This is a genomic window from Thalassospira sp. MCCC 1A02898 (assembly GCF_001618185.1).
In the GTDB taxonomy this organism is placed as follows: Bacteria; Pseudomonadota; Alphaproteobacteria; order Rhodospirillales; family Thalassospiraceae; genus Thalassospira; species Thalassospira tepidiphila.
In genome coordinates, this window is sequence record NZ_LPXK01000009.1 from 233,682 (window position 1) to 246,227 (window position 12,546).

General features: G+C 54.0%; 12 protein-coding genes. 8 read left to right on the top strand and 4 right to left on the bottom strand.

All coding sequences use genetic code 11. The annotated features are described in order from the left end of the window. The first annotated feature begins 64 nt into the window (after positions 1-64). A complete protein-coding gene (locus AUQ41_RS07795) occupies positions 65-370 on the top strand; it encodes an NIPSNAP family protein (RefSeq protein ID WP_063088024.1) in 306 nt (101 codons plus the stop codon). A 31-nt stretch (positions 371-401) separates the two neighbouring features. Here AUQ41_RS07795 and AUQ41_RS07800 read toward each other — a convergent pair whose 3' ends face one another. Then, positions 402-1,415, bottom strand: a complete 1,014-nt coding sequence (locus tag AUQ41_RS07800; RefSeq protein WP_063087558.1) for an AraC family transcriptional regulator — start codon at positions 1,413-1,415, stop codon at positions 402-404. A 133-nt stretch (positions 1,416-1,548) separates the two neighbouring features. Here AUQ41_RS07800 and AUQ41_RS07805 point away from each other — a divergent pair, with 133 nt between their 5' ends. From AUQ41_RS07805 to AUQ41_RS07830, 7 genes are all read left to right on the top strand, one after another. Next, a complete protein-coding gene (locus AUQ41_RS07805) occupies positions 1,549-2,601 on the top strand; it encodes a hypothetical protein (protein ID WP_063087561.1) in 1,053 nt (350 codons plus the stop codon). 215 nt (positions 2,602-2,816) lie between these two features. Beyond that, positions 2,817-2,957 carry an entericidin A/B family lipoprotein gene (locus AUQ41_RS07810; protein WP_008890360.1) on the top strand — a complete coding sequence of 47 codons (141 nt, stop codon included), beginning with the start codon at positions 2,817-2,819 and terminating at the stop codon, positions 2,955-2,957. A gap of 53 nt (positions 2,958-3,010) precedes the next feature. After that, on the top strand, positions 3,011-3,187 hold the full coding sequence (locus AUQ41_RS20510) for a DUF1328 domain-containing protein (protein ID WP_008890359.1): 177 nt from the start codon (positions 3,011-3,013) through the stop codon (positions 3,185-3,187). 206 nt (positions 3,188-3,393) lie between these two features. Next, complete coding sequence (locus tag AUQ41_RS07815; protein WP_008890358.1) at positions 3,394-3,537, top strand: entericidin A/B family lipoprotein; 144 nt, start codon at positions 3,394-3,396, stop codon at positions 3,535-3,537. Next, positions 3,524-4,063, top strand: coding sequence for a GNAT family N-acetyltransferase (locus AUQ41_RS07820; protein WP_063087563.1), 540 nt, complete (start codon positions 3,524-3,526; stop codon positions 4,061-4,063). Before AUQ41_RS07815 ends, AUQ41_RS07820 begins: the two co-directional genes overlap by 14 nt. A gap of 180 nt (positions 4,064-4,243) precedes the next feature. Continuing rightward, positions 4,244-6,898: an alanine--tRNA ligase gene (gene alaS / locus AUQ41_RS07825; protein ID WP_063087565.1), complete on the top strand. Its 2,655-nt coding sequence runs from the start codon at positions 4,244-4,246 to the stop codon at positions 6,896-6,898. 158 nt (positions 6,899-7,056) lie between these two features. Further along, positions 7,057-8,412 carry a hypothetical protein gene (locus tag AUQ41_RS07830; protein WP_063087567.1) on the top strand — a complete coding sequence of 452 codons (1,356 nt, stop codon included), beginning with the start codon at positions 7,057-7,059 and terminating at the stop codon, positions 8,410-8,412. Positions 8,413-8,499: 87 nt separating this feature from the next. On the opposite strand, the gene AUQ41_RS07835 is transcribed toward AUQ41_RS07830, so the two are convergent. The 3 genes from AUQ41_RS07835 to AUQ41_RS07845 form a co-directional block, all read right to left on the bottom strand. Continuing rightward, on the bottom strand, positions 8,500-9,873 hold the full coding sequence (locus AUQ41_RS07835; protein WP_063087569.1) for a DUF2254 domain-containing protein: 1,374 nt from the start codon (positions 9,871-9,873) through the stop codon (positions 8,500-8,502). 188 nt (positions 9,874-10,061) lie between these two features. Beyond that, positions 10,062-10,904: a lipopolysaccharide assembly protein LapB gene (locus AUQ41_RS07840; protein WP_063087571.1), complete on the bottom strand. Its 843-nt coding sequence runs from the start codon at positions 10,902-10,904 to the stop codon at positions 10,062-10,064. A 203-nt stretch (positions 10,905-11,107) separates the two neighbouring features. Then, a complete protein-coding gene (locus AUQ41_RS07845; protein WP_063087573.1) occupies positions 11,108-12,532 on the bottom strand; it encodes an aldehyde dehydrogenase family protein in 1,425 nt (474 codons plus the stop codon). Positions 12,533-12,546: the final 14 nt, after the last annotated feature.

Sequence of the window (12,546 nt, forward strand, 5' to 3'; positions counted from 1 at the left end):
AAAGGGTGGGGTACAAATGTATCCCGCCCTTTTTGCTGCAATACCCTATGGCGGAGATAAAGCCGTGGTTACTTGTTATGTGAAATACATGCTCGACAGCTACAAGGTCCCTGAATTCGAGACCTATGCCAAACGCTGGATCCCCATCGTCACTCGCATGGGCGGAACCCATCATGGCTATTTCTTGCCTCATGAAGGGGCCAGCAATGCTGCTTATGCGCTGTTTAGCTTTCCAAGCCTTGCCGACTATGGGGATTACCGCAAACGCATGGCCGATGATCCCGAATGTCAGGAAGTGTTTGAAATGGAAGTGCGCAATCGTAGCATCATTTCCTATGAGCGCAGCTTCATGCGCCCGGTTTTGGAATGATCCGGGCATGATGCTTGGGGTGAATGCGTTGTCAAATTTCGCGTGAAATAATGGTTTTCTGCTGCCATTGGCTTGGCGTTTTGCCTGTAATCCGCAGGAATTCACGATTGAAGTTGGACTTGGTATTAAATCCGCTTTCAAGCATCGTGTTGGTCACATTTTCCCCCGCGTCAAGCATGCGGCAGGCATGCTCAATCCGGTATTTATTGATATAGCGCGACACGTTTTCACCGGTCGTGGTGTTGATCGCCATTGAAATCTGTTTGAGCGGACGTCCCATGCGTCGGGAAATGCGGGCAAGGGTTAGATCCGGATCAAGATACAACCGTTCCTGTGTCTGTAACGCGTTGAGTTCGTTCATGATGGCCTGACATTGCTCAGAACTCAATGCGGCCTGGCTATCATCGACCGGGTCCTTCAATGCGACATCAATCGCAATGTCTGGCGACAGGCTGAGAAAGCCAATTGTCAGCAGCGCGATTGACGAGGTGACGCTGAGAATTACACCGGCAATCTCATCGTTCCCGTCAATCTTGGCTAGCAATATCAGAAGGTCGCTGATGGCTGATATGATTAGTGCAATGGCAATAAAACGCCAGACCAATGCGGGGATCTGTCCCGATGTCAGACGCATATGTGCAAAATCACCCCGTTGGCGACGAAGCATCACCAAAATTGCCGATCCATATCCGACAAACAGGCTGCACAAGACAGCATCAATCACGACAGGCAAAAAGAAGACACAGAGCGCGACAAGTGCTGGCATCGAAAAATGCAGCAGATCCCCGCGTTGTAAACGGGCGCGAAGGCTTGCTTCGACAAATGCCATCCACGCCATGACCGGAATGGCAGAAGCCGTGATCGGCTGAAGCCATCTCAGCCCGTCGATGCCGTAATATTGAACAAGGCCGACCAAAAAACTTTGCGCGGCGGCAGCCAGCAGAAGCGCCATCAGCATCTTGGGCGTTTTCTGGCCGACAAGGGCGCGGACAAACAAGAACCCTAAAACCAGCGCAACAATCATCGGAACAGGAAGAACAAGCATCTGATCGCAATTTTCCGCCTAAGGGGTATCAAAACCGGTTTTGAGACGTCCTCAAACCCGTTCGAGGACGCAAGGCCATCCTGTTTTGGGCAGAACTTCTTCTGTACTCCAACTTAGGACAAGGATCCTTGTGATGAAACCGATATATCTCGCCTTTGCCCTGTGTCTGTTCGCAAGCCTGAAAACATCGCCTGTGCTGGCGGAACAGCAAACCGATTATGCCGGGTATGATCGTTTTGATGTGCGTGCTGCCCATCGTTCCATGCCAATCGCGGCCTCAGTCTGGTATCCCGCAGATACCGTGATTTACAAGGCACCTGTTGGCAACAATATCATCTGGAAGGGAACAAGCGCCTATATCGGTGCGGCAATTGCACCGGGTAAGCACCCACTTGTTCTTCTGTCGCATGGCTCGGGCGGGAATATGGATGGACTTGGCTGGTTGTCTTCGCAACTGGCCTTGCGCGGGGCACTTGTTGTTGCGCTAAACCATCCCGGTACGACATCAGGGGATTCTTCACCCCGCCGGACACCATTTATTGGCGAGCGGGCGGCAGATATTCGGGCGACCCTTGATCAGGTTCTTTCAAATCCGTCCTTTGCTCCTTACATTGATCGCCAAAATATCTCTGCGATTGGCTTCTCTTTGGGCGGAACGACGGTCCTAAACCTTATTGGGGTAAGGTTTGATCAAACGCTTTTTGCGCAATATTGCGACCGATTTGGCGATGCCGCACAGGATTGCGACTTTTTGCGCAAAGGAGGCGTCGATCTTGATCATATGCCCAATGATTTCGACGTTCCCAGCCGGGATGACCGGATTGTGCGTAGTATTGCGATTGAACCGGGCATGGGGTTCGCAGCGACGGAGCAAAGCCTTGCAGCGGTAACTTCTCCTTTGCTTTTCATTGGCCTTGGCGAAGAAGAAAAATGGGCGGCTGCCGATTTTGGTCCGACTGGCAGCAATCTTGTTGCACGGATCAAAAATGCATCTTCGGCAAATTTTGCGCCTGCACATCACCTAACATTTCTTGACGAATGTCAGCCAAACGCCGCCGAAATCCTGGAAGAAGAAGGTAGCGATCCGATCTGCACCGATCCCCCTGGCACGGACCGCGCCCTGATCCATCGCCAGATCATTGATGAAATCAGTGAATATCTGGCGCTTGATGCAAAGGCATCCTGAATTCGCAGGTATTGATGTGAAGGAGGTCCACCGTGATCTTCTTCACTTGATGTGCCCCAAAATGATCACGATTGAAAAAAACATTTTAATATCAATATATTGACCCACTGTTCATGCTGGAAAATTTGACCGGGAAGAACAATGCCGGGAACAATTATGAGTTGTCGCCGTTTGAATTCCTGTGAGCTTTGACACGATCAACCAGGAGAATGAACATGTCGAATACGATGAAAAAGTTTCTCGCGATTCTGATGATTTCGGGTATGGGCCTTGGCCTTGCTGCCTGTGAAACCGCCGAAGGCTTTGGCGAAGACGTCGAAGATGCCGGTGAAGCAATCCAGGACGGCGCTTCCTGATCTGTAACAGATCGTTATTCATTATCTTAAAGCAACAATAGTGGGAGAATCCCATGCTAGGTTGGGCAATATTCTGTTTGGTTCTGGCACTGATCGCCGCCGTTCTTGGCTTTGGCGGACTTGCAGGGACATTCGTCGGGATCGCAAAGATCTTGTTCTTTGTTTTCCTCGTGCTGTTTGTCGTATCGCTTGTCGTCAACGCGTTGCGTGGCCGTCGCCCGCCGGTCTGATGACCAGACAGTTGCAAGATTGCACGAAGCATACATGCCTATAGAAAGGACGCCATTTCGGCGTCCTTTTCTGCGTTTAGTGCGGCAAACGGCCCTTGTGCGCGATAACGGTTGCAAGCCGGATGCCCCGAGGCCAGAATATCGCGATAAACAACAAGACAGGCGACATGCCTGTTATCCGGACTTGAATGGAGCATCCTGCAAAGATGGAAACGATGACAAAACGTCTTCTGGCCGTCCTGATGGTTATTGGCTTTGGTCTTGCCCTTGGTGCCTGCGAAACCGCCGAAGGATTTGGTCGCGATATGGAAAAACTCGGCAAGTCGATCCAGGACAGTGCAAACGACTAGTCCACGAACGGCCCATTTTCAGACAAACCGTCTTCAAACAGACCGCCTCGACCTTTCGGCGGCCAGATTGGCCGACATCCCCGACCTTTATGCCTTCCTTGGTGATCGTGAGGCGATGCGGTTCACCCAGTGTGATGAAAGCTTTGCGGCGTGTCGCAAGCGCGTACTGGTCCATGAATGGTTCCGGCGCCGCGATGGATTTGCACCATGGGTCGTAAGGCTGCGCACGTCTGGCGACATCATCGGATGGGGCGGGCTATATACCGATCCGTTTGATCCCGGTTGGGGACCTGAGCTTGGCTATTATCTGGCGCCGAACGCCTGGGGGCAGGGGCTTGGCCGGGAACTGGCGACTGCGGCGCTTGACTATGGGCGGGGCAGGACATCGATTTCGTGTCTCACCGCCTTTGCCCATCCGCAAAATTCGGCGTCGCGCAAATTGTTGCTGGGCCTTGGGTTTGAGGCCGCCGGGTTTGTTAAGGAAATGAACCGGGATCGATTCACTTTATTGCTGAAAACCGGCTGAATTTCGACTGACTTTGGCCCGATTAGCCGGCCCCAAATCGCCGAATTGGGCAAAACTTGCGGCAAATCCCCCGGACTCCTTTCGCCTGACTGGACAGGGCAGGGCCGAGCCGCTAAATAGGGCAGTCCGTTCGCCAGTATGGCGCGCGCAGTTGTACCGCGTTTTCCGGGTTGGAGAGATATGCAGACCGTCAACGATATCCGCACCACGTTTCTGGAGTTCTTCCGCAAGAACGGCCACGAAGTCGTTTCGTCCAGCCCGCTGGTGCCGCGCAATGACCCTACCCTGATGTTCACCAACGCCGGGATGGTTCAGTTCAAGAACGTTTTCACCGGCCAGGAACACCGCGATTATTCGCGTGCCGCGACCTCGCAGAAATGCGTGCGCGCCGGGGGCAAGCATAACGACCTTGAAAATGTCGGTCATACCGCACGCCATCACACCTTCTTTGAAATGCTCGGCAACTTTTCGTTTGGCGACTATTTCAAGGAAAACGCGATTGAATTCGCCTGGAACCTGATCACCAAGGAATACGGCCTGCCAAAAGACAAGCTTCTGGTCACGGTTTATCACACCGATGACGAGGCACATGGTCTTTGGAAAAAGATCGCCGGGCTGACCGATGATCGCATCATCCGTATCCCGACCTCGGATAACTTCTGGTCGATGGGTGATACCGGTCCGTGTGGTCCGTGCTCGGAAATCTTCTTTGACCATGGCGATCACATCTGGGGTGGCCCTCCGGGCAGTGCGGAAGAAGACGGCGACCGTTTCATTGAAATCTGGAACCTCGTCTTCATGCAGTACGAACAGATGGCAAATGGTGATCGTGTTGATCTGCCAAAACCGTCCATCGATACCGGCATGGGTCTGGAACGTATTGCCGCTGTGCTTCAGGGCAAACACGACAACTATGACATCGATTTGATGCGTGCGCTGGTCGAAGCATCGGCCGATGCCACCAACACCGATCCGGATGGTTCGCATAATGTGTCGCACCGTGTGGTTGCCGACCACCTGCGGTCGACCAGCTTCCTGATTGCCGATGGTGTTCTGCCGTCCAATGCCGGTCGCGGCAACGTTCTGCGCCGTATCATGCGCCGCGCGATGCGCCACCTGCATATGGTCGGAACCCAGGATCCGACGATGTATAAGCTGGTCCCGGCCCTGGTAAGCAAGATGGGCGGCGCCTTCCCGGAACTGGTCCGTGCACAGGCATTGATCGAAGAAACCCTTAAGCTTGAAGAGCAGGGCTTCAAAACCATGCTTGATCGCGGTCTCAAGATGCTTGATGACGCGACCGATGGCATGGACGCGGGCGCGACCCTTTCGGGTGAAGTTGCGTTCAAGCTTTATGACACTTATGGCTTCCCGCTTGATCTGACGGCCGATGCGCTCAAAGAACGCAAAATCGGCATCGATGAAGCCGGCTTCACCACCGCCATGGAAGAACAGAAAGCCAAGGCACGTGCGGCATGGTCCGGTTCGGGCGAAGCTGCGACCGAGGAAGTCTGGTTTGACATCAATGACCGTGATGGCGCGACCGAATTCCTGGGTTATGAAACCGAAACGGCTGAGGGTGTGGTTACCGCGCTGATCAAGGACGGTGCCGAAGTCAAATCCGCATCGAAGGGTGACGAAGTTGCCGTTCTTGCCAACCAGACCACCTTCTTTGGTGAGTCTGGTGGTCAGCAGGGCGATGCCGGTGTGATCAAAACCGAACACGGTGCGATCATTGAAATCACCGACACCCAGAAAAAGCTGGGAAGCTTGCATGTGCATCTCGGCAAGGTGACCGAAGGCGACGTCAAGGTTGGCGATGCTGCTGAATTCCGCGTCGATCATACCCGCCGTTCAAGCTTGCGTGCCAATCACTCGGCCACCCACCTTTTGCATGCGGTTCTTCGCAAGCATCTTGGTGATCACGTGACCCAGAAGGGCTCGTTGGTCGCGGCTGATCGTCTGCGTTTCGACATCTCGCACCCCAAGGCCGTCACGGCCGAGGAAGCCGCAGTAATCGAAGCCGATGTCAACAGCCTTATCCGCGAAAACAGCGAAGTCACCACCCGTCTGATGACCCCGGACGAGGCGATTGAACTGGGCGCGATGGCGCTGTTTGGCGAAAAATACGGTGATGAAGTCCGCGTTGTGTCGATGGGTCTGCCGGTCGCCAATGAACATGCCTATTCGCTTGAACTTTGCGGCGGTACGCATGTCAAGCGCACCGGTGATATCGGCATGTTCAAGATCGTGTCCGAGGGCGCAGTTTCAAGCGGTGTCCGCCGTATCGAGGCCCTGACCGGTGCCGATGCCGCCAAATACATGTCAGCGCGCGAAAACGTTCTGACCACGGTTGCAGCAGACCTTAAGGCCGTTCCCGAAGATGTCCCGGCCCGCGTCAAGGCACTGCAGGAAGAACGTCGTCGTCTGGAACGCGAAGTATCCGACCTGCGCAAAAAGCTGGCAACGGCTGGTTCGGGTGCGGCTTCTGGCGGTGATGCGTTCAAGGAAGTCAACGGTGTCAAAATGGCACTGCGGTCGCTTGACGGCATTCCGGCCAAGGAACTCAAAGGCATGGTCGACGAGCTCCGCGATCAGATGGGCTCAGGCATCGTTGCCCTTGTTTCGGGCGACGGTGGCAAGGCATCCATCGTTGTCGGCCTGACCGCGGACCTGACGGATAAATACAGCGCCGTTGATCTTGTGCGCATCGGTGTTGAAAAGCTCGGTGGCAAGGGCGGCGGTGGCCGTCCGGACATGGCGCAGGGCGGCGGTTCTGATCCGTCGCAGGCGGATGCCGCACTGGCCGCGATCGAGGCACACATCGCTGGCTAAGCGATCATCAGCCAAAAGTCTGATGAATTAAAAGGGCCCCGTTTGGGGCCCTTTTTCTATGTAACCCTGCGGTGCTTAAGCTTGCTAAAGTATATCTTTGGGTTGCACGGTTGGCCCTCCGAGAGATAACCTTGAGTTGTATCTTTGGGGGAGTAAAAATGAAGCCAGATTATTTGTCGCAAGGTGAAGCTGCTCGTCTTTTTCCTGTCTTAGCCACCACATCTAAAGAGGGAAGAACAACAGCCGTCGTCCTCAGTTGCCTGACCAGCATTCACGAGTTCGGGCAAAGTCTCCTGAAGTCTGTCAATTTACGCGTCGGTAAGACGTCGTCTGTTGAAGCCTTTACCGAAATTGTTTTTGCTGGTGACAAGGCTGCTTCAAAGGACAGGCCGGACGGTTTGTTAATCGTGCGTACAGGTAAGCGCGAATGGCGTGCTCTTATCGAGACGAAAGTCGGTTCCAATGAACTCAATGACGAACAAGTGGACCGCTATCGGAACTTGGCAAAACTCCATGGCGTCGATTGTGTCGTAACAATTTCAAACCAATTCACGTCTCGTCCTGAAAACCATCCATTACAGTCGGTTAGGAAAAGCCGTTCGAAAATTCCAGTCTACCATTGGTCTTGGATGTTTATTCTAACCACTGCCGATCTTTTGATTAGCAATGATGAGATCGCAGATTCCGATCAGCTCTATCTGTTAAATGAACTTAAGCGTTTTTTGACCCATGAAAGCACAGGGATCAAAGGCTTTGATCGCATGCCGCCAGAGTGGACAGAGTTGAATAAGTTGGTCTCCGCTTCAGAGGCGATACCCGCCAAGTCAGAGGCTGCATTGGCAGTTCTAGAAGCTTGGCACCAAGAAACCCGCGATCTGTCCTTAATATTGACCCGAAAAACTGAGGCTTTGGTTAGAGAAAAATTGCCTCGCAAGCACCTTGATGATCCCAACTTGAGGCTTAAGGAAGAGTTCGCGAATCTCAGAGAAACGAAGCGGCTTGGCGCTACATTGATTGTTCCTGATGCAGCATCTCCGGTGGAGATTTATGCCAACCTGATGACACGAACTATCTCTGTTGAGATGTTCCTGAGAGCGCCAGAAGACAAGAAGTCAACTAAGGCGAGAGTTAACTGGCTGCTGAGACAGTTAAAAACAGTTAGTACGCCAGATATTCATGTGCGTTTGATGTGGCCGGGAAGCAGCGAGGCAACCCTTTACCCGTTGGAAGACCTCAGAGAAGACCCAGCTATTGCCGAAACAGGCAAAGAGGGAATGCAAGTTCTCGGGTTCCACATCCTTCTGTCGCGAAGAGTTGGTGCTAAGTTTACACAACAGACTAATTTCATAGCTATCTTGGAACAGATTGTTCCGGAGTTTTATCAAGAGGTTGGACAGAATCTAGTAGCTTGGAGGAAGTCTCCTCCTAAGATTAAGCCTAATCGCGACGGCTCAACTGATGTGAGTGTTGATGCTCTTGAGGAAGAGGCCGAAGAGATGGCCTTGGATAGCTGACAAGTGAAAAATCTGATGAATTAAAAGGGCCCCAAACGGGGGCCTTTTCTTTTGTCTGATGATATCGGTTGGTGCTGTGTTCGTTAGTCATACGTCTTCTTCGGACGCTGAATTTTTGACCGGCTTCTGATGATGCAGGACCCGCGTCGCAGCCCGAACGACGGTTTTACGGTCGTTTTCTTCGGGGATGTCGCGTTCGGCGGCATTGGCGATCATGCGGGCGTGGGTGCGCAGCACTTCGCGTTGATGATCGGTCTCTGCCAGCCGCATCAGGCTTTCAAGGATTTCAGCCATCGGCAGCAACACATCCGGCTTTGCCGTCGCAGACTGGCGGATCTGGTCATAGGCCGCCCCCAGCATGCCGCCAAAATCAGACATCAGGGCATGCAGGCGAACTTCATCGTCATCATCGCGCCAGATGCCGACCGGATAGCGAAACTGCATGGCATGTGGAAGGGCGTCGCCCAGACGATAGATCGCGGCAATGGCCGTGAACGGGTCATTGATGCCCGGTGACAGGGCGCGCAATGCAACTTCGACCAGTTGGCGCAGGGCAAATTCGACATCCAGCATGGCCGTGCGATGCGATCCGATCATGATCGCCTCAAGAATATCGGCATGACACTGTTCGATATTGTCTTGTGCCTGTTTGGAGACGTCATCGTTTAAGGGGACGATGCGTCCGACAATATCACCGATCAGCACATGCTGTCCGGCACGGATCACAAGTGAGATACGCGTATCCGTCTGTTTGGCGATTTCACAAATTTTTTCATAATCCACGCCCTGCACATATCCCGAAGACGCGACGCAAATGGCCTGATCGCGGGGGATGTCCTGTGGGTCTGGCAGGTTTGTCTGGGCGCGTTCGGCCGCCTTGATCGGATCGGTCAGGGTGTTGCTGGCCGATTGAATGGTTTCTTCAAGGTTTTTGCCAACACGCTGAATGACCTCATCGGCAACGATGGACCGGCCAAGGTGGTGGACAAACAGGATCAGGACAAAAACGCTGATGACAAACAGCGCGATGCCGACCGTCACAGCCAGATGCGGTACTGGTGCGGAATCCGGTTTTTCGCCCATCAGCATAAGCGATGTGATCAAAAACAGGATGCTGCCAACAAAAGTGCCCAGCGCGTTCTGGGTTTTGTTATCGCCCATGAAGTTGCGGATCATGCGCGGTCCAAGTGACCCGGCGGCAAGGGTCAGAACCACCATCGTGATTGACAGGGCAAAGGTCGTCAGGGTGACCAGCGTGGCCAGCAGGGTTTCAAGCAACCCGCGCACCGCCTGAATTTCATTGAACCCGGGCAACAGGCTGGGGAACAGGTCGCGCAGGATATCCTGGGGCGCTGCCATAATACTAACCGCAAAGGCCGCACCGCCCAGTGCAAAAAGCAAAGGCGATACCCACAGGCTATAGGTCAGAAATTCCCAAACGCGGATCAGGCGTTGAACCATGATGCAAAAACCCCTTTCGGGTCAAAGATTGTCGCGTGACCCGGATCGGGGGAAAACGCATGGACATCATATGATTAAACGCCGATTAGCGCATGCAGTTCCCGCCTGATCTGTTTTGCTGTTGGCAAAGGGGATTTCAAAATGCGCAAGCAATGACGAACCGCGCGCAGAAAGGCAGGGCAACCGTATCAGATATCGACTTGTTCGATGGCTGCTTTGCCGATCAGGGCCTCTGCCTCTGGTGTGCCCTTGCGCGCAGTGTCGGGCAGCTTGGCCAGTTGATCGGCGGCAGCCCGGATGTCGTCAAGATCATCAATCTCGTCGCAGACTTCCATCACCCGGTTCCAGATCGCGTCATGATCCATCCCGCCCATAACGGTCAGGGCAATGGCGCGATTAAGCGTTGCCTGCGGATGGTTGGCATCCTGGGACAGGATTTGTTCAAACGCCTCAAAGGCTGCGATCAGATGGCCTTCACGCAGATTGATCACACCTAAATCGTTCGAAGCAGCAAGCGAGGACGGATTGATCCGCAGCAGCTGTTCAACCGCACGCCGTTCGCTTTCGAAATCCTCGTTGGCGCGATGGCATGTGGCGATCAGACGGTGGATGCTTTCTGATCCCGGACTGTGGTGGGCGGCAGTTTGCAGGGCAGAAAGGGCGGCGTCATAGCGTTCCAGCGCGATCAATGCCTGCCCGCGCAAGGTCAGCATTTCCGGATCGGTCGGTTTGGCGCGCAGCACAATATCAATGTGGTTGAGTGCGCTACGTGCGTCACCGTTTTCAAGCAATGCGCGTGCAATGTGATGCAGGCAGTCTTCATGACCCCCATCAGATTTCAGCACCGTGCGATACTCACCAATTGCTTCGATGATCGAACCTTTTTCATGAAGCGCACGCGCCAGCCCGAAACGGGCATCCAGATTATCCATATCTTCGCCAAGTGCCTGGCGCAGCATGTTGATTGCAGCGTCATACTGTCGCTGCTTCAAGGCGGCAAGCCCCATATCAGAAAAGGACATTGCATTCATAGGAGGTCTCCCAATCCAATCGCAATCCGTTGATCGGACCGCTGAATTTATCGATTAACGATGGGATTATAATGCCCAAACCGATCATTACCAGCCCTATGTCACAACGAATTCATGACGCCGGACCTGTTGCCGTTGTGAGCCCCAAAAAGCAAAGGCCCCGGAATGTGCCGGGGCCTTTGTGTGATCATGATGCCAGTGCCTTACAGCTTATGGATCATCTTGATTTCCATGAAGTCTTCAAGGCCAAACAGGCCACCTTCGCGGCCATTGCCCGATTGCTTGTAACCGCCAAACGGGCTGCCCGCCATTGGGGAGGAGCCATTCAGCAAAACCATGCCGGCACGAAGTTTGCGGGCAACACGGTCGGCCTTTTTGGTGTCCGGGGTCTGGATATAGGCGGCCAAACCGTATGGCGTGTCATTGGCGATCTCAATCGCTTCTTCTTCGGTGTCGAACGGGATCATCGAGACCACCGGGCCAAAGATTTCCTCGCGTGCGATGCGCATATTGTTGTTCACATCGGCAAAGATGGTGGGTTTGACGAAGTATCCCTCGTTAGTGTCATCGGGCTTGCCCGCACCACCAACGAGAAGGGTGGCACCTTCGTCAATGCCAGCCTGAATAAGGGTCTGAACCCGGTCAAACTGGATATGGCTGACCAGCGGGCCGATATGGCTGCCTTCCTTGGTCGGATCGCCGACGGATGCCTGTTCGCCAACGCGTTTGGCAACCTTGACGGCGTCATCATAGATCGAGCGTTGAACCAGCATGCGGGTCGGTGCATCGCAGGTCTGGCCGGAGTTGTTGAAAACGGCATTCACACTCCAGGCGATGCGATCTTCGATATCGACATCATCAAACACGATGTTGGGCGACTTGCCGCCAAGCTCCAAGGTGACGCGCTTGATGTTTTCCGACGCATCCTTGGTGATTGCCTTGCCAGCACGGGTCGATCCGGTAAAGGACATCATGGTGATCTCGGGATGACGCGACAGGGTCGCACCGGCAACCGGCCCCGCCCCCTGAACCATGTTAAAGGCCCCGGCCGGGAAGCCCGCCTCGTGGATCATTTCGGCATAAAGCATGGCATTAAGCGGCGTGAATTCGGATGGTTTCAGCACACAGGTGCAGCCGGTGGCAAGGGCCGGAATAACCTTGAGCACGATCTGGTTGATCGGCCAGTTCCACGGCGTGATCAGGCCGCAAACCCCGATGGGTTCGCGCAACAGAAGCTCTCCGTTATAAAGGATTTCCTCGGTCTTGAGCTTTTTCAGCGCAACAATGAAATCTTCGAGGTGGGCTGTGCCGGCTGCGGCCTGCTGTTCGTGCGACATGGTGGTCGGCGCGCCGAGTTCCATGGTGATGGTATCTGCAACTTCGCCATAGCGGCGCTTATAGATCGCAAGCAGATTTTCAAGCCAGCCAAGACGTTGTTCAACGGTCGTCTGGCTGTAGCTTTCAAAGGCGCGCTTGGCCGCGGCGACGGCAAGGTCGACGTCTTCTTCGCTGGCCAGGGTGATTTGGGTGATGACTTCTTCGGTGGCCGGATTGATCACGTCCATCTTTTCCGAGGAAATCGGATCAACCCATTTGCCGTTGATGTAAAATTTGCCTGCGTTATCCATAGGAAGCCTTCCTG